Origin of the sequence: Limnohabitans sp. TEGF004 (assembly GCF_027924965.1) — a bacterium.
Taxonomy (GTDB): Bacteria; Pseudomonadota; Gammaproteobacteria; order Burkholderiales; family Burkholderiaceae_C; genus Limnohabitans.
The window spans coordinates 800,993-818,355 of sequence record NZ_AP027056.1 but is presented as its reverse complement, the minus strand read 5'-3'; the positions used below and the strand labels follow the sequence as shown (position 1 = coordinate 818,355).

General features: G+C 56.4%; 19 protein-coding genes and 1 tRNA gene. 8 read left to right on the top strand and 12 right to left on the bottom strand.

From position 1 onward, the window contains the following. The first annotated feature begins 18 nt into the window (after nucleotides 1-18). From LINBF2_RS04125 to gluQRS, 3 genes are read left to right on the top strand one after another with little or no spacing between them, the layout of a single operon-like run. Complete coding sequence (locus LINBF2_RS04125) at nucleotides 19-996, top strand: LysR family transcriptional regulator (RefSeq protein WP_281890646.1); 978 nt, start codon at nucleotides 19-21, stop codon at nucleotides 994-996. A gap of 9 nt (nucleotides 997-1,005) precedes the next feature. Further along, nucleotides 1,006-2,073: an FAD-dependent oxidoreductase gene (locus tag LINBF2_RS04120; RefSeq protein ID WP_281890644.1), complete on the top strand. Its 1,068-nt coding sequence runs from the start codon at nucleotides 1,006-1,008 to the stop codon at nucleotides 2,071-2,073. Then, complete coding sequence (gluQRS, locus tag LINBF2_RS04115) at nucleotides 2,074-2,961, top strand: tRNA glutamyl-Q(34) synthetase GluQRS (RefSeq protein ID WP_281890642.1); 888 nt, start codon at nucleotides 2,074-2,076, stop codon at nucleotides 2,959-2,961. Here the strand turns inward: gluQRS and LINBF2_RS04110 are convergent. Next, nucleotides 2,936-3,322 (bottom strand): hypothetical protein, encoded by a 387-nt coding sequence (locus tag LINBF2_RS04110; protein ID WP_281890641.1) that lies wholly within the window; start codon nucleotides 3,320-3,322, stop codon nucleotides 2,936-2,938. The genes gluQRS and LINBF2_RS04110 overlap by 26 nt on opposite strands. A 102-nt stretch (nucleotides 3,323-3,424) precedes the next feature. Between LINBF2_RS04110 and trmB the strand changes: the two genes are divergently transcribed. After that, nucleotides 3,425-4,153, top strand: coding sequence for a tRNA (guanosine(46)-N7)-methyltransferase TrmB (gene trmB / locus LINBF2_RS04105; RefSeq protein ID WP_281890639.1), 729 nt, complete (start codon nucleotides 3,425-3,427; stop codon nucleotides 4,151-4,153). Between the two features lie 20 nt (nucleotides 4,154-4,173). Further along, entirely contained in the window at nucleotides 4,174-5,070 is an 897-nt protein-coding gene (locus LINBF2_RS04100; protein WP_281890637.1) for a pseudouridine synthase, read from the top strand. Nucleotides 5,071-5,116: 46 nt separating this feature from the next. On the opposite strand, the gene LINBF2_RS04095 is transcribed toward LINBF2_RS04100, so the two are convergent. The 3 genes from LINBF2_RS04095 to alaS form a co-directional block, all read right to left on the bottom strand. After that, complete coding sequence (locus LINBF2_RS04095) at nucleotides 5,117-6,241, bottom strand: transglutaminase domain-containing protein (RefSeq protein ID WP_281890635.1); 1,125 nt, start codon at nucleotides 6,239-6,241, stop codon at nucleotides 5,117-5,119. A gap of 128 nt (nucleotides 6,242-6,369) precedes the next feature. Beyond that, complete coding sequence (locus LINBF2_RS04090; protein WP_281890633.1) at nucleotides 6,370-6,972, bottom strand: TlpA disulfide reductase family protein; 603 nt, start codon at nucleotides 6,970-6,972, stop codon at nucleotides 6,370-6,372. A gap of 5 nt (nucleotides 6,973-6,977) precedes the next feature. After that, nucleotides 6,978-9,602, bottom strand: coding sequence for an alanine--tRNA ligase (alaS, locus tag LINBF2_RS04085; RefSeq protein ID WP_281890631.1), 2,625 nt, complete (start codon nucleotides 9,600-9,602; stop codon nucleotides 6,978-6,980). A gap of 89 nt (nucleotides 9,603-9,691) precedes the next feature. Here alaS and LINBF2_RS04080 point away from each other — a divergent pair, with 89 nt between their 5' ends. Beyond that, nucleotides 9,692-11,188, top strand: coding sequence for an NAD-dependent succinate-semialdehyde dehydrogenase (locus LINBF2_RS04080; protein WP_281890629.1), 1,497 nt, complete (start codon nucleotides 9,692-9,694; stop codon nucleotides 11,186-11,188). A gap of 110 nt (nucleotides 11,189-11,298) precedes the next feature. Next, on the top strand, nucleotides 11,299-11,646 hold the full coding sequence (locus LINBF2_RS04075; RefSeq protein WP_104799233.1) for a hypothetical protein: 348 nt from the start codon (nucleotides 11,299-11,301) through the stop codon (nucleotides 11,644-11,646). Nucleotides 11,647-11,702: 56 nt separating this feature from the next. Here LINBF2_RS04075 and LINBF2_RS04070 read toward each other — a convergent pair whose 3' ends face one another. Further along, a complete protein-coding gene (locus LINBF2_RS04070) occupies nucleotides 11,703-11,966 on the bottom strand; it encodes a hypothetical protein (protein WP_281890627.1) in 264 nt (87 codons plus the stop codon). A 76-nt stretch (nucleotides 11,967-12,042) separates the two neighbouring features. Here LINBF2_RS04070 and LINBF2_RS04065 point away from each other — a divergent pair. Continuing rightward, nucleotides 12,043-12,116 (top strand) — tRNA-Gly (locus tag LINBF2_RS04065). A 29-nt stretch (nucleotides 12,117-12,145) separates the two neighbouring features. On the opposite strand, the gene LINBF2_RS04060 is transcribed toward LINBF2_RS04065, so the two are convergent. From LINBF2_RS04060 to LINBF2_RS04030, 7 genes are all read right to left on the bottom strand, one after another. Then, nucleotides 12,146-13,084, bottom strand: a complete 939-nt coding sequence (locus LINBF2_RS04060; protein WP_281890625.1) for a PA2778 family cysteine peptidase — start codon at nucleotides 13,082-13,084, stop codon at nucleotides 12,146-12,148. Then, complete coding sequence (locus LINBF2_RS04055) at nucleotides 13,074-13,577, bottom strand: hypothetical protein (protein WP_281890623.1); 504 nt, start codon at nucleotides 13,575-13,577, stop codon at nucleotides 13,074-13,076. Before LINBF2_RS04055 ends, LINBF2_RS04060 begins: the two co-directional genes overlap by 11 nt. A gap of 14 nt (nucleotides 13,578-13,591) precedes the next feature. Beyond that, nucleotides 13,592-13,951 carry a PA2779 family protein gene (locus LINBF2_RS04050; protein ID WP_281890620.1) on the bottom strand — a complete coding sequence of 120 codons (360 nt, stop codon included), beginning with the start codon at nucleotides 13,949-13,951 and terminating at the stop codon, nucleotides 13,592-13,594. Between the two features lie 29 nt (nucleotides 13,952-13,980). After that, entirely contained in the window at nucleotides 13,981-15,201 is a 1,221-nt protein-coding gene (locus LINBF2_RS04045) for a DUF5666 domain-containing protein (RefSeq protein ID WP_281890618.1), read from the bottom strand. Between the two features lie 14 nt (nucleotides 15,202-15,215). Next, nucleotides 15,216-16,070, bottom strand: a complete 855-nt coding sequence (locus LINBF2_RS04040) for a DUF6502 family protein (protein WP_281890616.1) — start codon at nucleotides 16,068-16,070, stop codon at nucleotides 15,216-15,218. Nucleotides 16,071-16,248: 178 nt separating this feature from the next. After that, the gene (locus LINBF2_RS04035) at nucleotides 16,249-16,671 is read right to left on the bottom strand and encodes a universal stress protein (protein ID WP_104799231.1); all 423 of its coding nucleotides are present in this window, start codon (nucleotides 16,669-16,671) and stop codon (nucleotides 16,249-16,251) included. Between the two features lie 43 nt (nucleotides 16,672-16,714). Further along, nucleotides 16,715-17,353 (bottom strand): 3-oxoacid CoA-transferase subunit B, encoded by a 639-nt coding sequence (locus LINBF2_RS04030; RefSeq protein ID WP_281890613.1) that lies wholly within the window; start codon nucleotides 17,351-17,353, stop codon nucleotides 16,715-16,717. Nucleotides 17,354-17,363: the final 10 nt, after the last annotated feature.

Sequence of the window (17,363 nt, the reverse complement as noted above, 5' to 3'; positions counted from 1 at the left end):
TGATCAAAACCCCATTGCATGACCTCCCCGCGTGACGTCCTCACCCCCGATTCGCTGTCCATGCTGCACGCGATTGAAAAAGCAGGCAGCTTTGCCGCTGCCGCCCGCGCCCTAGGACTGGTGCCCAGCGCCCTCACCTACCGCGTGCGCCAAATCGAAGATGCACTCGATGTGCTGCTGTTTGATCGCAGTTCACGCCAAGCCAAGCTCACAGCCGCAGGGCACGAACTGATGCGTGAAGGCGTACGCCTGCTGTCCGACATGGACGCCATTGCCAATCGCGTCAAACGCGTGGCCACGGGTTGGGAAAGCCAGTTCACCATCGCGGTGGACGGCATCATCGATCGCACCACGGTGATGGAATTGTGCGAAGCCTTCATGGCCTTGAACGCCCCCACGCGCCTCAAGCTGCGCGACGAAACCCTCACCGGCACGCTCGAAGCATTGACGAGCGGCCAAGCAGATTTGGCACTGGGCATTGCAGGCTCGTTCAGCGAAAGCGGCACGACTTCGGGCATTCACAGCCACGCGCTGGGCCCTATGCGCTTTGTGTTTGCCATGGCGCCGCATCACCCGTTGGCACAAGCCCCAGAGCCCTTGACCGATGCGCTCATTGGCCAACACCGCGCCGTGGCCGTGGCTGATTCGGTGCAACGTGGCGCAGGCGTGACGATTGGTTTATTGCCGGGTCAAGATGTGTTCACTGTCTCCAACATGCACAGCAAAATTGAAGCGCAGGTGCGTGGCTTGGGCGTCGGATTTGTGCCTGAATTGATGGTGCAGCCCTTGATTGACCAAGGCGTGTTGGTGGTGCGCGAAGTGGACCGCCCACAACGTGTAGCCCAACTCAGTTACGCTTGGCGCATCCCCGATGGCAGCGAGGGTGAGCGCGGTGGTCGCGCTTTGCAGTGGTGGCTCAAACAACTCAAAAGCACCACCACACGTTCCGCGCTATTGGTGAACCCCCGACCCAATCAACCCACACGGAAGGTGTAGAGTGCAGCCATGACCTTAAACATCGCCATCATCGGAGCCGGCATCGCTGGCATCACAGCAGCCCGCACTTTGGCCAACGCTGGCCACCATGTGCACGTGTTTGAAAAGAGCCGAGGCGCAGGTGGTCGCATGTCCACCCGCCTGAGCAACTTCGGCACTTTTGACCACGGCACTCAATACTTCACCGTGCGCGACCCACGCTTCTCACTGGCCTTGCAAACCGTGCCCGGCACCTCTGACATTTGCCGCCCTTGGAGCGCCAACGCCGTGCGCGTGCTCGACCCACTGGGCCATGTGTTTGAAGCAGCACGCGCCACCAAAGACGCGCACTTTGTGGCCAAGCCCGGCATGAACGCCTTGGTGCGTCACTGGGCCGAGCCCTTGGGCAAAGCTGTGACCTACAACACCCAAGTCAACCGCCTTGAGCGTGGCGCCAAAGGCTTGTGGACACTCCATACCGTCAACAGCACGTCAGGCAAAGAAGTGGCGCAAAAGCATGCGGGCTTTGACCATGTGTTGCTCGCTGTTCCTTCGGTACAAGCCGAGAACTTGCTCAAAGCCTCCGGCAAAGAGGCCGCGAATGCGCAGTGGCTCAAAGCCATGGACGCCGTCGACGTGGCCCCTTGCTGGACCATGATGGTGGCCTTCCCCAACGCCACACAACCTAACCTGCACATTGGCCCACAGTGGAACGCCGCACGCAGCATTCACCACCGCATTGCATGGTTGGCACGCGAGTCATCCAAGCCTGGTCGTGGCAAGGTGGAACGTTGGACCGTGCAAGCCAGTGCCGCTTGGTCTGCCGAACACATCACTGACACCGAAGCCCGCGTGAAAGCCAAACTCTTACGCGCGTTTGCTGAACTGACGGGCATCCGCGCCGAACCAGCACACGCCGAGTTGCACCGCTGGCTGTATGCCAAAACCATCACACCACTGGGTGTCTCGCATCAGTACAACCCAGCCAATGGCTTGGGCACCTGTGGCGACTGGCACTTGGGCCATCGCGTGGAAGACGCGTTTGTGTCTGGCCTTGAACTCGCCTTGGCGGTTTGCCAATCAGCCAAGCGTTTGTAATTGCCGTACATCGGTCGATTCGCTCCCTCACCCACGGGCCCGCTACATGCGGGCTCGCTCGTTGCTGCCCTTGCCAGTTGGCTAGACGCGCGCGCGCACGGCGGCCAATGGCTGGTGCGCATCGAAGACGTGGACACACCGCGCTGCATAGCAGGCGCAGACCAACTCATCCTGCAACAACTCGCCACCTGTGGGCTCGTGTCTGACGCACCCGTGATGTGGCAATCGCAACGCGGCGATGCCTACCAAGCCGCGCTAGATGCCTTGATCGCCAAAGGCTGGGCCTACCCCTGTGGTTGCTCACGCAAAGAAATTGAAGACGCGCAAGCCTTAATGGGCCACACGCGTGAGCGCCACACAGCAGCCGTCTACCCCGGCACATGCCGCAACGGCTTGAATGGCAAAACTGCACGTGCATGGCGACTGAACGTGCAGCGCGTCATCGACGATCTGAAGCTGCCCACGCCTTTGACATGGCAAGACCGTTTGCTCGGGCCACAACAACAAGACGTAGCTCAAGAGGTGGGCGACTTCGTGTTGCGCCGCGCTGACGGCCTGTGGGCCTACCAGCTCGCCGTGGTGGTGGACGACGCTGCACAAGGCATCACCCACATCGTGCGCGGCGCGGACCTGACCGACAACACTGCAAGGCAAATCGTGTTGCAACGTGTGCTGGGCTTGCCCACACCGAGCTACATGCACACGCCGCTGGTGTTGGGTGAGAACGGGGAAAAGCTGAGTAAGCAAAACGGTGCTGAGGCCTTGGACCTCTCCAACCCTTTGGCTGCACTGAATGCCGCCGCCGCACGACTCAATCTAGCGCCCCAAAGTGGCTCGCTCACAGAGGCTCTTACCCATTGGGTCAAGGCTTATGAAAAGTCGATGTAAAGACCTGCCAGTCATCTTTTGTGCGTATTACCTGGTACGACTGCCTCCAACGGCGAATCAACTCACCTTCGTTTGACAGCATCAGCCAATCAAAAGACACGAGCCGACTGTCTTGCCCTTGCGCCAGCACTTCAAAGTTTTCCGTCTCAAATCGTTCATACCCTTCGGCCCGCCAAGCGCTTGAAACAGACGCATACAAACGCGCTCCGTCTGCATGCGTAGGAATGACCATCACAGAACCATCGGCTCGAACGCTCATCGCAGGCTCATGAAACAAGGCGGCAAAACTTGCCCAATTTTGTTGATCGAATTCGGATTGGTACCGCTTGAAAAAATCAATCATGTCGTGCATCAAGCTCATCCCTTTTCTTTAAGAAGTGAATTATGCGAGAGCTGTTGACATACCTAATTTATTCCCATGCGGTCCCGCGATAATGGGCCCCTATTTTTAGATTTCTCAGCCATGACCACCGCCGACACGCCCACTACTCCAGACGTCAAAAAAACCGACACCCCATTTATGCGCGTCATCAAAACTTACGTGCTGCGTGCAGGACGCATGGGCCCCGGTCAGACACGTGCGTTTGAGCAATTTGGCCCTCAGTTTTTGGTGCCCTACACGCCTGAGCGTTTGGATGTGTCTGCTGCGTTTGGCCGCACTGCCCCACTGATTTTGGAAATCGGTTTTGGCATGGGTGACGCCACGGCCAAGATTGCGCACACGCGCCCTGACGACAACTTTTTGTGCTGCGAGGTTCACGCCCCAGGCGTGGGTGCGTTACTCAAGCGCTGTGGCGAAGAAAGCATTGGCAACATTCGCATCGTGCAGCACGACGCGGTCGAGGTGATGGACCACATGCTGGGTGAAAACAGCCTAGACGGTGTGCACATCTTCTTCCCAGACCCTTGGCACAAGAGCCGTCACCACAAGCGCCGTTTGATTCAAAGCGCGTTCGTCAACCGCTTGGCCAAACACATCAAGCCCGGCGGCTATCTGCACTTGGCTACCGACTGGGAACCGTATGCAGAGCAAATGATGCAAGTGGTGTCTGCCGAACCTTTGCTGAAAAATACAGCCACCGACCCAAGCGGTTTTGCCAAAAAGCCCGCCTACCGCCCGCTCACCAAGTTTGAAAACCGTGGTTTGAAGCTTGGTCATGGTGTGTGGGACTTGGTGTTCGACAAGGTCTAAGGCGTCTGAAAGCTACGCCTATGCGAATCCCCACGCGCAACGGCGTAGGTGCCAGCCGCGTGTCGCTGCCCGTTGGGCATTGGCCTACGGTGCTGGACTTCTTGCTAGAGCGGATGCCAGACATCTCGCGTGACGAGTGGCTGCATCGCTTTGAACATGGCTTGGTGCTGAACGTTGATGCCCAGCCCGTGGCGGCAACGCAGGCCTACACACCGCGCACCAAGCTCTACTACTACCGCCACATCGCCAACGAGCCGGTGCTGCCTGAAAAGGCCAGCATCGTATTTGAAGACGATCACTTGATCGTGGCGGACAAACCGCACTTCATGCCGGTCACGCCTGCCGGCCGCTATGTGCAGCAAAGCCTGTTGGTCCAGCTCAAACATCTCACAGGCAATGACGACCTTGTGCCCCTGCACCGCATCGATCGCGAAACCGCGGGCCTTGTGATGTTTGGCAAGCGTTTGCAAGACCGCGATGCCTATCACGCACTGTTTCGCGACAAAGCAATGCACAAGGTGTACGAAGCGGTGGCAGCCTACAACCCCGCGTTAGAGTTGCCGCGTGTACACATCAGCCGCCTGCAACCCGACGAACTTTTTTTCAGAACACAAGAGGTAGATGGCGAGCCCAACAGCGAAACACGCATCAGCTTGCTCAAAGTTGAGGAAGCCCGTGCGCTGTACCAGCTAGAGCCTGTCAGCGGCAAACGCCATCAACTGCGCGTGCACATGATGGCGCTGGGGTTGCCGCTAGAGGGCGACCAGTTTTATCCCACGGTGTTGCGCGGGCCAGATGCGGAGGAAGACTTCAGCAACCCTCTGCAACTGCTGGCCAAAAGCGTGGCCTTCACAGACCCCGTCACGGGTGAGGTACGAGAGTTTCACAGCGCTTTGCATCTAAGCATGACGCTGTAAAACTCACAGCGCAGAAGCATCGGGCCAACCCAACGCTTCAAACACGTTAAGCCTTGATTTCGCGCGCCGTGATTTGGTACTTAAACGTGTCCGGTGCGTAAGAGTCTGCGCGACCATCCACCGTCTCAGCCACGGGGTACATCAAGAAGCCCAAGCGGTCTTCTTTGCTGCCAGGCAGCACCACATCGTGCGCGGTATTCCAACCCATCCAGTTGCCTTCCCAGCCACCAAACAAGCGGTTGTACACGGGCTGCACCACAGCGTCGTCGGTGCGTTTGATCCATGTAGGGGTTTCTAGGCGCATCACTTTGGCCACGTCGGCGGGGTCCATCGCCACCCAGCCGTGGGCTTGCAAATACACCTCGGCGCGGCAGTGTTGCGCGCCTTTCAAGCTGGCGGGGTTGCCTGACAACTCTTTGTAACCAAAGGCCGAAGGCACCAAACGAATGCCGTACACATCACGTGCAGGCACGCCGACCGAGCGGCACAGGCCCACAAACAAGGCGTTGATGTCAGCACACTTGCCGCCGAGGTTGCCTGTCTCCAACATGGTTTTGATATCGCCCTCGCCGCAACCACGTGTTTTGGGTTCGCGCCATGCGTTGGCTACGACCCAGTCGTAAATGGCGCGTGCTTTTTGTGCATCGGTCTTCGCGCCTTGTGTGGCTTTGAGTGCGGTGCTGCGCACGATGCCGTCGGTGGGCAACAGCTTGGTAGCGCGGGTGTAGTAGTGCAAAGTGTCTGCATCTTCACGCGTGAACGCATGAGCGGCTGGTTTGCTGATATCCACAAAACGGCTTTGCGTTTGCACGCGGCTGGTCACTTCTACAAACGGGGTCACGCCAGCGGCGAACTCGGTGTAGACCATGCGCGCGCCGTCTGTGCCGTCACTCACCATGCGTGAGGTGCCGTTGGATTGGAAGCTGCTTTCCAGCGAACGTTGCCAATCCGAGTTGATGCTAGGCACTGGCAACCACACGCGTGAGGCTGCGCCTTTTGCATCGGCCAAGTCGACACGGGTGGTGACTTCAAACGTGCGCCACTGGCCCGCTTGTGGTTCGAAACGGCGAGCCGCTTGAGGAGATGTTTGGGCCAAAGCAAAGCCAGGCACACCACTGAGGGCGCACGCAGCTGCGGCCCCCTTGAGAAGGGAACGACGCACGAGAGTCATGAAAGAGAGCTCCGAATAATGAGTGAGACCTGTCGGCGCATACAAGGCACATGAACGAGATGAAACATCTCACCGCACCCATGCCCCGAAGGCAGGTCACCTCACGCAAAGTGCGCGAGGCGCTTGAATTATCGCTTGGGGGTGGCGGGCTTCGATGCAGCGTTGGCAGCTGAAACGTTTTGGCGTACATCGGCCAACCACGCGTTGGCCTGCGGCCCACTCCAGTCCACATCGCCCACCACGCGCCAACGGGCTTGGCCATTAGGCGCGATGAGGATGGTGGTGGGATACACCGTCACACCCCAACGCTTGGCCAGCTCGCCTTTGGCGTCAGAGATGACAGGAAACGTCATGCCCGTGCTTTGCATGTAACGCTCAGCGCGTGCAGCGGGCTCGCGCACATTGATGGTGAGCACCACGGTTTGTGCATCACTGATGTCGTGCAGTGTTTGCAAGGTGGGCAGCTCGTCTTTGCACGGCGCACACCACGTGGCCCAAAAGTTAAGCACCACCACTTTGCCTGTTAACTCGGCTGAAGTCCACGCTTTGCCTTGCAAATCAATGGCTTCAATTTTGGGCGTGTCCACTTTGGCAGGCCATGCGGTTTTATCGAACTGCGCCCACGCCTTTGGGGCCACAAAGCTTGTCAACAACACAGCAAGGCAAACGCCAAGAAAAAGGCCCAACACGGGTTGGGCCTTTGTTTGCAGGTCTTGTGAACGTGCGTGCATGCGCATCACAAGCGCTCGGTCACCCAAGCTTGCACGCTGGCCAAAGCCTTGGGCAAAGCTGCAGCATCAGTGCCACCCGCCATTGCCATGTCAGGCTTGCCGCCGCCTTTACCGCCCACTTGCTGGGCCACAAAGTTGGCCATCTCGCCCGCTTTGACTTTGCTTGTGTTGTCAGCCGTCACGCCTGCGGCGATGTTGACCTTCTCGCCGTCCACAGCAGCCAACACGATGACAGCAGACTTCATTTTGTCTTTGAGCTTGTCCATGGTGTCGCGCAAAGTTTTGGCGTCAGCCCCTTCGAGCTTGGCCACTAAGAGCTTGGTGCCTTTGATGTCCACCGCTTGGGTGAGCAACTCATCGCTTTGAGCGGAAGCCACTTTGCCTTTGAGGGCTGACACTTCTTTTTCGAGCGTTTTGACTTGTTCCAGCACTTGGGCCAAACGTGCGTTGAGCTCGGTGGTTGGCGCTTTGAGTGCGCCAGCGGCTTGAGCCACAGAGTCTTCGAGCGATTGCAAATAAGCCAGCGCGTTAGCGCCTGTCACGGCTTCAATGCGGCGCACGCCAGCGGCCACACCACCTTCAGCCACCACTTTGAACAAGCCAATATCGCCTGTGGCTTTGACGTGTGTACCACCGCACAACTCGCGGCTAGAGCCAATGTCGAGCACGCGCACGGTCTCGCCGTACTTCTCGCCAAACAACATCATGGCGCCCGTTTTTTGGGCGGACTCGATGTCCATCACACGCGCCTGCGCTGCGGCGTTGGCCAAAATTTCGGCGTTGACCTTGGCTTCAATCTCGCGAATCTGTGCATCGGTCACGGGGGCGTTGTGCGCAAAGTCAAAACGTGTGCGCTCGGCATTCACCAAGCTGCCTTTTTGTTGCACGTGGTCGCCCAGCACTTCGCGCAAAGCTTTGTGCATCAAGTGGGTGGCAGAGTGGTTGCGCACGGTGGCTGCGCGCAGGTCTGTGTCGACTTGTGCATCCACATGGTCGCCCACGGCCAAGGTGCCTTGGGTCAAGGTGCCGTGATGGCCGTACACATCGGCTTTGATCTTCAAGGTGTCTTCCACAGCAAAGCTGGCTGAGCCACTGACCAACACGCCCGCATCGCCCACTTGGCCGCCGCTCTCAGCGTAAAACGGTGTGGTATCCAACACCACCACGCCTGTTTGGCCGTGCTTGAGTTCAGCCACAGAGTTGCCGTCCAAGTACACCGCCACCACTTTGGCTTTTGTCTGGAGGTCGTTGTAGCCCACAAACGCGTTGCCTGCGCCGGTGTATTCCAAAGCCTTGTCCATCTTGAACTTGCCTGCGGCGCGGGCTTGGCTTTTTTGTTTTTCCATCGCCGCAGCAAAGCCTGCTTCGTCCACGCTCAGGCCACGTTCGCGGCACACGTCAGCAGACAAGTCGAGCGGGAAGCCGTAGGTGTCGTGGAGCTTGAACGCCACTTCACCTGGCAACACTTTTGCGCCGCCTTGCAATGCGGCATCCAAAATTGACATGCCCACTTCGAGGGTTTCAAAGAAGCGTTCTTCTTCGGCCTTCAACACCGACGCAATGCGTTCGGCTTGGCTGGCCATGTTGGGGTAGGCATCGCCCATGAGCTTGACCAAGTCAGGCACGAGTTTGTGGAAGAACGGTTTTTTCTGACCCAACAAATACCCGTGGCGAATCGCACGACGGATGATGCGGCGTTGCACATAGCCACGGCCTTCGTTGCTAGGCACCACGCCGTCGCTCACCAAGAATGATGTGGCACGGATGTGGTCGGCAATCACACGCAGGCTCTTGTGGCCCATGTCGGTGCAACCCGTTTCGCGTGAAGCGGCTTTGATGAGGGCATCAAAGATGTCGATTTCGTAGTTGCTGTGCACGTGCTGCAAGATGGCAGCCAAGCGCTCGAGGCCCATGCCTGTGTCCACGCAAGGCGCGGGCAAACGGGTGACGCTGCCGTCTTCAGCCATGTTGAACTGCATGAACACGTTGTTCCAAATTTCGATGAAGCGGTCACCGTCTTCGTCGGGGCTGCCGGGAGGACCGCCTGGGATGTGGTCGCCGTGGTCGTAGAAGATTTCAGAGCAAGGGCCGCAAGGGCCGGTGTCGGCCATCATCCAGAAGTTGTCGCTCTTGTAGCGGCCACCTTTGTTGTCACCAATGCGAATCACGCGCTCGGGTGGTAGGCCAATTTCTTTGGTCCAAATGTCATAGGCTTCGTCGTCTTCTTGGTAGACGGTGGCCAGCAAACGCTCAGGGGGCAGCTTGTAGACCTCGGTCAACAACTCCCACGCCCACTTGAGGGATTCACGTTTGAAGTAGTCACCAAACGACCAGTTGCCCAGCATTTCAAAGAAGGTGTGGTGGCGGGCGGTGTAGCCCACGTTTTCCAAGTCGTTGTGTTTGCCACCGGCGCGCAAGCAAGCTTGCACCGAGGCAGCGCGCACGTAAGAGCGCTTGTCTTCGCCCAAGAACACGTCTTTGAACTGGACCATGCCCGAGTTGGTGAACATTAAAGTGGGGTCGTTGCCCGGTACCAATGGGCTAGAGGCCACCACGGTGTGGCCTTTGGACTCGAAGAAGTCCAAGAATGTTTTGCGAATATCAGCGACGGTGAATTTGGGTGTAGTCATCCCCAAATTATAGGTTTGGGTGTCACCCCAGAGTCATCGCGGGCGCTGGGTCAGCGGTATGCTCTGCCTCATCAAATTTGGAGACCCTCATGGACATGAAAACCGAAGGTTTCGCTAAAACGGCGCCCCTTTCTTTGCTCAACGACCCCACACTGCTCAAGACCGATGCCTTGATCAACGGCCATTGGGTCAAGGGTGCAAGCCGCTTTGACGTGCATGACCCCGCGACAGGCAAAAAATTGGCCGATGTAGCCAACCTCACCGCCAAAGACGCCGAAGCCGCCCTTGACGCAGCCAATGCAGCCTGGCCCGCTTGGCGCAACAAAACAGGAAAAGAGCGCAGCATCATCTTGCGCAAGTGGTTTGACCTGCTCATGGCCAACCAAGAAGACCTAGGCCGCATCATGACTGCCGAGCAAGGCAAACCGCTGCCGGAAGCCAAAGGCGAAGTGGCCTATGGCGCGAGCTTTGTGGAGTGGTTTGCCGAAGAAGCCAAGCGCGTCAACGGCGAAACCCTGCCCCAGTTTGACAACAACCGCCGCTTGATGGTGCTCAAGCAGCCCATCGGCGTGTGCGCCGCCATCACACCGTGGAACTTCCCACTGGCCATGATCACCCGCAAAGTGGCCCCCGCACTGGCTGCCGGCTGCCCCGTGGTCATCAAACCTGCCGAACTGACTCCCCTCACCGCCTTGGCCGCTGCTGAGCTGGCCATTCGCGCGGGCATTCCTGCGGGCGTGGTCAACATCATCACCGCCGACAGCGACAACAGCATTGCGATTGGCAAAGTGTTTTGCAGCAGCGACATCGTGCGCCACATCAGCTTTACGGGCTCCACCGAGGTGGGACGCATCTTGATGGCGCAGTCTGCGCCCAGCATTAAGAAACTGGCTTTGGAGCTGGGCGGCAATGCCCCCTTCATCGTGTTTGACGATGCCGACATTGACAGCGCCGTCGAAGGCGCAATGGCCAGCAAATACCGTAACGCGGGCCAAACCTGCGTGTGCGCCAACCGCATTTACGTGCAAGACGCGGTGTACGACGAGTTTGTTCAAAAATTCTCGGCCAAAGTCAAAACCCTCAAAGTGGGCAACGGCTTTGAAGATGGCGTGGCGCAAGGCCCATTGATTGAAGATGCCGCCGTTGAAAAAGTTGCGCGCCATGTGCAAGACGCCATCGCCAAAGGCGGCAAGGTCATGGTGGGTGGCCGCAAACTAGACGGCCAGTTCTTTGAACCCACCGTCATCGCCGACGCGCGCGCAGACATGCTGTGCGCCCGCGAAGAAACCTTTGGCCCTTTTGCTCCTGTGTTCCGCTTCTCACACGAGCAAGAAGCTGTGGATGCCGCGAACAACACCGAGTTTGGCTTGGCCAGTTACTTCTACAGCCGCGACATTGGCCGCATTTACCGCGTGAGCGAAGCGCTGGAATACGGCATGGTGGGCATCAACGTCGGTGTGATCGCCACCGAGCATGTGCCGTTTGGTGGCGTGAAGCAATCAGGCCTTGGCCGCGAAGGCTCCAGCCACGGCATGGATGAGTACTTGGAGATGAAATATCTCTGCTTGGGCGACATCCTCAAATAACGACAAAACCTTCGGAAACGTACGGAATACGTGGTTTTACGCTCTAAATGACATTATTGATATATACAATATCGATATTACTTACCTATGCAAACAAAGGCATATCTATCATGGAATCCAAACAAATCTATCTGCGTTTTCTCAACCTCATTCACGCATTGGATGGCGGAGAGAACGCACCTGCGATGGACTTGGATGCCAAGAAACTGTTGGAAGTAATCGCTGTGCGTCACGGCCAAGAAAAGCCTTTGACAGTGACCGATGCCATGGGGTTGAACAGCATTGCCTCCCCTGCCACCATTCATCGCAAGCTCGATCAATTGCGTGAGTTGGGCATGATTGACACCGTGTTTGAAGGCAAAAACCGCCGTACCAAATACTTGGTGCCAACACAAGCTGCCCAGGCTTACTTCGACCAAGTTGGAAAAGTCATGGCACAAGCGCTCGCACAAGCCTAAACCTACACCGCGCTCACCCAACAAAAACAGCATCCCTAGCGGATGCTGTTTTGCATTCAGCGAACGCTGTTCTCACATCTTTTCCTGATTTTGTCGGTTGTGATACGGCGGCAATACTTCATGTCGTTCTCGACTTTGCCCATACATAGATTGAGCAAATCGTTGCCACCTATTTTTTGGCAATGTGATTTGTCATTGGTATCAATGGCGCGGCAGTAGTTGGCTTTGTCTTTGTCCTTGATGTCGTTGCAGCTCTGCGCAGAGGCCCACATGGGCAACAACACAGACAAGAAGATACAAATTTTTGTGAATGTTTTCATGCAACGCTCCCTCTATCAAATACAAACTATTTGAAATGTTAGTCTAGATCTACACACACCTACAATCCAGACTAGTGCGGGTGTCGTTCAATGGTAGGACTCTTGCTTCCCAAGCAAATAACGCGGGTTCGATTCCCGTCACCCGCTCCACTTTGCGCCAATGCACATGGCCTATAGGGCTACATTCTTTCCTCGATGGCGCGTTGCGTCGCTTTGTAGCGCGTCAGCCGCGCACCACCCAAGACAACCGCTTTGTCAATCGCCTGTTTAGCTCGCACCCATTGTTGCGTTTCGTACAACACTTGCGCCAAGTTGTTCCATGCGTCTGCTGCATCGGGATGATGCGCAGTGGCTTGTTCGTAGTGCATTTGGGCGGCTTGTAAATCGCGCTGTCTGTAATAGCTGTTGCCCAAAGCAAGGTGCGCCTCTAAGTTATCCGGCCACGCTTGAAGCGCCGTTTGATACGCCTGTACGGCTTGAATTAGGGCCACACGTTCAAGCGTCATTGCGGCTTCGACGAAGGCCTCGGCAGAGGCTGTTGCAGGCAATTCATCCGGCGGCAACGCCACGAATGCCCAAGAACTGGCCTTTGTCCAGCTTTGCTCAAAATCAACCACAGACATGACCAAGCGCTTTTGATCGCCCGAGCGCAAAGTCACCGTGTTTGCGTGTGTGTCATACCCCACCACCACAGCGTAGTGCCACACCGGCCACCAATCCCAACGTACGTTTTGCAACACCACCACCGGATGCCCCGCCGCCACCTCTCGCCATAAAGCATGAAGCTCACGCGGCAACAGGTAAGGCAAAACGCCAGCACGCCGAGCACCACCTAGCATCTCCAACTGAAGACTACCTTGGCGCTGGGGCACATACACATCGGCCTCCAGTTGTTGCAAGGTGCGCGCGACGCCCGCGTGTTCTAGCACGGTGGCTAAAGCCGCAGGACCGCATTGATCTTGCGTCTGCGGATAAAACGCCACATCGCTCAATTCAACCGAGACAGGCAGCCCTGCGCTTGTTTCAAAGCCACTCAAACTGCTCGTCGAGGCGCAGCCTGACACACCGATCACCAGCGCTGCCGCGAACCCTGCAAGAAGACTGCGCTCAAAGCCCACCTAAATCCTCAATCGCATCGATCACCATGCTGGTACCCACGGCAATCAGCAAAATATCACTGGCTGCACGCACGTATTTGTAACCTGCTGGGGCTGGGCCCAAGCGCCGTTGCAATTCAAGTGGCACGGGATAAAGCACTACGTCTGTCGGCAAAGGTCGACCAATGGCCCACTGCTTCGCTTGACCGGGTGGCAAGCAGCCATTTCCCTTTTTAGCTAAGCCAGGCGGGCATTTACCTTGTGCCACTTGTTGACCATAAATATCGCGAGCTGCCTGCTGATGCCGCAGTTCGAAGAACGAACCTTGACCAGGCGATCTCAGCTCTCGGGCATCGTCCGATGCGCGGTCTTCATGCATGCGTTGCTCTTGCATACGCGCGCGCTTACCCTGCCCTGCGCCTTCAGGACGGTCGGCCCAAGTGGCAGACGAAAACAAAGAGCCGCATAAGAGAACCACGCCCCATAGGGGCTTGATGAATTGATCGAGATGCATAAAGACCTCTCTTTTTAAAGTGCAACAGCCACCAAAATTGCGATCAACAAAATCACGACCATGTCCATTTGGCTCAAGGTGCCGCCAGCAGGCATGGCGTCAATGCGTTCGGCCAATGCGTGAACCTCTTGCTCACCCAAGGCTGCGACACGGTCTTTGGCTAACAAGCCCTCCACACCCATTGCTTCAAGCTTTTCTTTCACGGTGGCGCGTTCTACAAAACTTTGCACCTTCGCGCGGTCTTGCTCTGTTTGTGTCTGCGCCGCAAGATCTTGTGTGTCCACAATGTCTGCACGCGCAGCAGGAGGAAGAATCAGCATCGCCGCAGCGACTGTTGTGATGATGAGATGTGTCAAATTTGTTTTGCGGGTCATGGTGTTTACCTTTGGTTGTGAATGAAAAATTAATCGTCTAGCTGAATTTCTTTGACCAGCCATCCGCCCGATGCACGCGTGGCTTTGAGTTCAAGACTCAGACCATTGGCGAGGGTGATTCCGTGCATATTGGTGCTGCCGTTGTATGCAAATGTGAGCCCATGCAGATCAAATGTCTGTGCGCCGCCGTTCCAATTAGTGACAGTTCCGTGGAATTCAAATTCACGTGTTGCCACATCCGTGTTACTCGGTGTCTCAACTTTGGTTGCAACTAAAACACCATTGCTGATGCTGCCGTGAATTTCAACGCGCACCCCCACCCTCAAGGTGCCACCAGAAAGGCGTGCGTTGCTTGCATCAACGGGGATGCCGTTGACGATGAAATCAGCATTCGAGGTGTACGTTGAGATAAAGCCATGAATCTCAGCATCGTGCTCGTCCTCTGCATTTAATTGAGCCATCGGCGATGTGAGCAATCGGACTTTAGTGGCCTGCAACGTCGACGTCATCGTGACACGCACAAAGACACCATCGCCCCAACTGCTAGGAACCGTGGTGTTGGCGGCGTTATCCACCCAATTGATTTGGCTCGAGGGCTGCGCCACAAGCCCCAACTTGAAGGTATGTTGCACGCCATCAAAGCTATTGACCACACCACTGAGTTTGTAGTGCCCAGGCTGTGTCGTGGATGCTTCAACACGTGTGGCTTGCAGGTGCCCTGTGGTTTGGTCTACATAACCATGAACCTCCACAAAGTGGGACACATTCAACGCCGACAGCTGTGTCACCGCCGCACCTTCAAACACAGTGCTGGTCAACACATCCACTGTCAGGCCCAACATCACAAAGCTGCTTGCCCCTACATTCACGCTTGACACGGGGCCTTCCCATTCGCTGCCGCAACTGATGCGATAGGCCGTGGCTGTGGCGGTTCCATTTGCGGTCGTCGCAGCGACCACCGGCGAACCTTGAATCGACACCACCATGCCGACCCTCAAGTCGCCACTGAATGAGGTGTCATCGTCGCGTGAAATCTTGTTGGCATTGGTATCGTCATAGCGAATGCCGTTCACGATGATGGATCCCAATCCTGAAATCGTGCCACTGGTGAACGAGCCGGTCCCGCCACTGGACAAACCTGCGACATCGGAACCGCCACCGCCGCAACCAGAGAGTTGCACCACGGAGCCGACCATGCCCAGCAGAAGGGTCCGACGCTGAAAGTTGGGGTTAGATTGAATTGATCGCATTTGGAACGCTCCGTTCACTGGGATAAATTGACAGAAGATGCAGGCGATGGCATCGCCTTGGATAAGGAATACAAACCAATCCGAACGGCTTGGTCTTGCGGTCGATGGGCGGCTTTGTCGGCATCCATCAGCGCTTGCAATGCTGGGCCGAGCGTGGTGATCAAGTTGTGCCATTGCGCGCTGATCAATGCTTTGGCTTGCACCACAGACTCAGCCGACAGTTCATCGGCCAAGAGTGCTTGTTCAAAGTGTTGATGGCCATCACCCAGCACATTGCTCACCGCAGCTTCTAAGTGATCGCCCACGTTGACACCTAAAAACCCCACCATTTGTGGCCAGTCATCGTTGGGGACAAACACTTCTTCCAGCAACTCAACGGTGTCAGTGGCCTTGCGATGTGTGACCAAGTTGAGTCGAATCATTTCGGCCAACAACGAACGTGGGTGGACATCTTTGGTGACATTGGCCGCCAACGCCTCAAAGCTTGGTGCTGGCCCTTGTCGAGGAATGGCGAGAGGTTTTTTCTTCTTACTTAGATAGCTGGTTTGCGATGTCCAGTAGGTCAACAAGTCGGTGGCAGCAGAGCGTGTGGCGGGCAGCTCTGGCACAGGTGACTGCTGAATGCGCGCCACTTCTCGACGCGTTAAACCCGTCATCGTGCTGATGCGGCTGGTCAACCGCTCTGGGTTGCTCCCTTCACACGCTTGTTTGGCCGCATCGACATACGCATGTCGAATCAGCTCTTCAACGGCTTGAATGGGCACACCTTTGGCCAAACCAAGCTTGGCAAAGGGCTTTAACAAATGCCCCATCGCCGCCAGCAAGGCTTGCTGCTCTATGGACAAGGTGTCGGGTGCGGTCTTGTTCATTTGGTTAACTTCAATCATTAACCTCAGTATAAATGTGCAAAGTGCACATTTACAAGGAAATTTAAGAAAACCCTCAAATACGCGTGGTTTTCCCCGCCCCTATCCCAAACAACAGGCATAAAAAAAGCCGCTCAACAGAGCGGCTTTTGGATCGGTGCAAAAGCACCTGGTTAGGTCATTACTTCACCAACAGCACAGGCTTCTTGCAGGTGGCCATGACGCGTTGCGCCACAGAACCCAACAGCATGTCAACCAAGCCACTGCGGCCTTTTGAGCCCATGACCACCAGGTCAAACTTTTTGTCTGCGGCGTTAGAAATCACTTCAGCCACATGACCTGTTTGGATGATGCTGTCGTGCTTGACGCCAGCTTTGACCAACACGGCCAAAGCAGATTTGAGTTCTTTGTCGCTCAATTCACGCAAGTAATCAGCAACGCCTTCTTTGCCCACGAACTGTTGCGCATGGCGCAAGCCTTGGTCATCGTGCACGTTGATCAAGGTGATGCGATCTTCTGTGCGGAAGTTGGAAGCCAACTTCACGGCGTACTTGACCGCGTTCAAAGAAGATTTAGAACCGTCAACTGCAACCAAAATTTTCATGGTGTTTCCCCTTGTTATGAATGACTCAAGTTTAGCGTGCCATTCATAGCAAAGTCACGCCGGTCTTGCTTTGCAAGAATTCACGGGTCACACCAGGCGCCAGCTCAATCACTTTGAGGCCTTCTGGCACCACGTCCATCACCGCGAGGTCGGTGATGATGCGATCCACCACGCCCACGCCTGTCAAAGGCAAGGTGCATTGAGGCAAAATTTTTAAATCTTCGGTGCCATCTTTTTTCTTGGCCACGTGTTCCATCAAGATGATCACGCGCTTGACGCCCGCGACCAAGTCCATCGCGCCACCCATGCCTTTGATCATCTTGCCGGGAATCATCCAGTTGGCCAAATCGCCCTTCTCGCTCACTTGCATCGCGCCAAGGATGGAGAGGTTGATCTTGCCGCCGCGAATCATGGCGAACGATTGGTCGCTGCCAAAAATCGCCGAGCCTTTGATGGTGGTGACGGTTTGTTTACCTGCGTTGATGAGGTCGGCGTCGACTTCGTCTTCGGAGGGGAACGGGCCAATGCCGAGCATGCCGTTCTCGCTTTGCAGCCACACTTCCACGTGGTCTGGCACATGGTTAGCCACCAACGTGGGAATGCCAATACCGAGGTTCACATAAAAACCGTCTTGCAGTTCGCTTGCCGCACGTGCGGCCATTTCGTCTTGAGTCCAAGCCATGGTGGTGTCC

Excerpts from the sequence above, each read along its gene's own strand:
- LINBF2_RS04125 (WP_281890646.1), top strand. The coding sequence starts at position 19 with ATGACCTCCCCGCGTGACGTCCTCACCCCCGATTCGCTGTCCATGCTG.
- LINBF2_RS04120 (WP_281890644.1), top strand. The coding sequence starts at position 1,006 with ATGACCTTAAACATCGCCATCATCGGAGCCGGCATCGCTGGCATCACA.
- LINBF2_RS04110 (WP_281890641.1), bottom strand. The coding sequence starts at position 3,322 with ATGAGCTTGATGCACGACATGATTGATTTTTTCAAGCGGTACCAATCC.
- trmB (WP_281890639.1), top strand. The coding sequence starts at position 3,425 with ATGACCACCGCCGACACGCCCACTACTCCAGACGTCAAAAAAACCGAC.
- LINBF2_RS04100 (WP_281890637.1), top strand. The coding sequence starts at position 4,174 with ATGCGAATCCCCACGCGCAACGGCGTAGGTGCCAGCCGCGTGTCGCTG.
- LINBF2_RS04095 (WP_281890635.1), bottom strand. The coding sequence starts at position 6,241 with ATGACTCTCGTGCGTCGTTCCCTTCTCAAGGGGGCCGCAGCTGCGTGC.
- LINBF2_RS04090 (WP_281890633.1), bottom strand. The coding sequence starts at position 6,972 with ATGCACGCACGTTCACAAGACCTGCAAACAAAGGCCCAACCCGTGTTG.
- alaS (WP_281890631.1), bottom strand. The coding sequence starts at position 9,602 with ATGACTACACCCAAATTCACCGTCGCTGATATTCGCAAAACATTCTTG.
- LINBF2_RS04080 (WP_281890629.1), top strand. The coding sequence starts at position 9,692 with ATGGACATGAAAACCGAAGGTTTCGCTAAAACGGCGCCCCTTTCTTTG.
- LINBF2_RS04075 (WP_104799233.1), top strand. The coding sequence starts at position 11,299 with ATGGAATCCAAACAAATCTATCTGCGTTTTCTCAACCTCATTCACGCA.
- LINBF2_RS04070 (WP_281890627.1), bottom strand. The coding sequence starts at position 11,966 with ATGAAAACATTCACAAAAATTTGTATCTTCTTGTCTGTGTTGTTGCCC.
- LINBF2_RS04055 (WP_281890623.1), bottom strand. The coding sequence starts at position 13,577 with ATGCATCTCGATCAATTCATCAAGCCCCTATGGGGCGTGGTTCTCTTA.
- LINBF2_RS04050 (WP_281890620.1), bottom strand. The coding sequence starts at position 13,951 with ATGACCCGCAAAACAAATTTGACACATCTCATCATCACAACAGTCGCT.
- LINBF2_RS04045 (WP_281890618.1), bottom strand. The coding sequence starts at position 15,201 with ATGCGATCAATTCAATCTAACCCCAACTTTCAGCGTCGGACCCTTCTG.
- LINBF2_RS04040 (WP_281890616.1), bottom strand. The coding sequence starts at position 16,070 with ATGAACAAGACCGCACCCGACACCTTGTCCATAGAGCAGCAAGCCTTG.
- LINBF2_RS04035 (WP_104799231.1), bottom strand. The coding sequence starts at position 16,671 with ATGAAAATTTTGGTTGCAGTTGACGGTTCTAAATCTTCTTTGAACGCG.
- LINBF2_RS04030 (WP_281890613.1), bottom strand. The coding sequence starts at position 17,353 with ATGGCTTGGACTCAAGACGAAATGGCCGCACGTGCGGCAAGCGAACTG.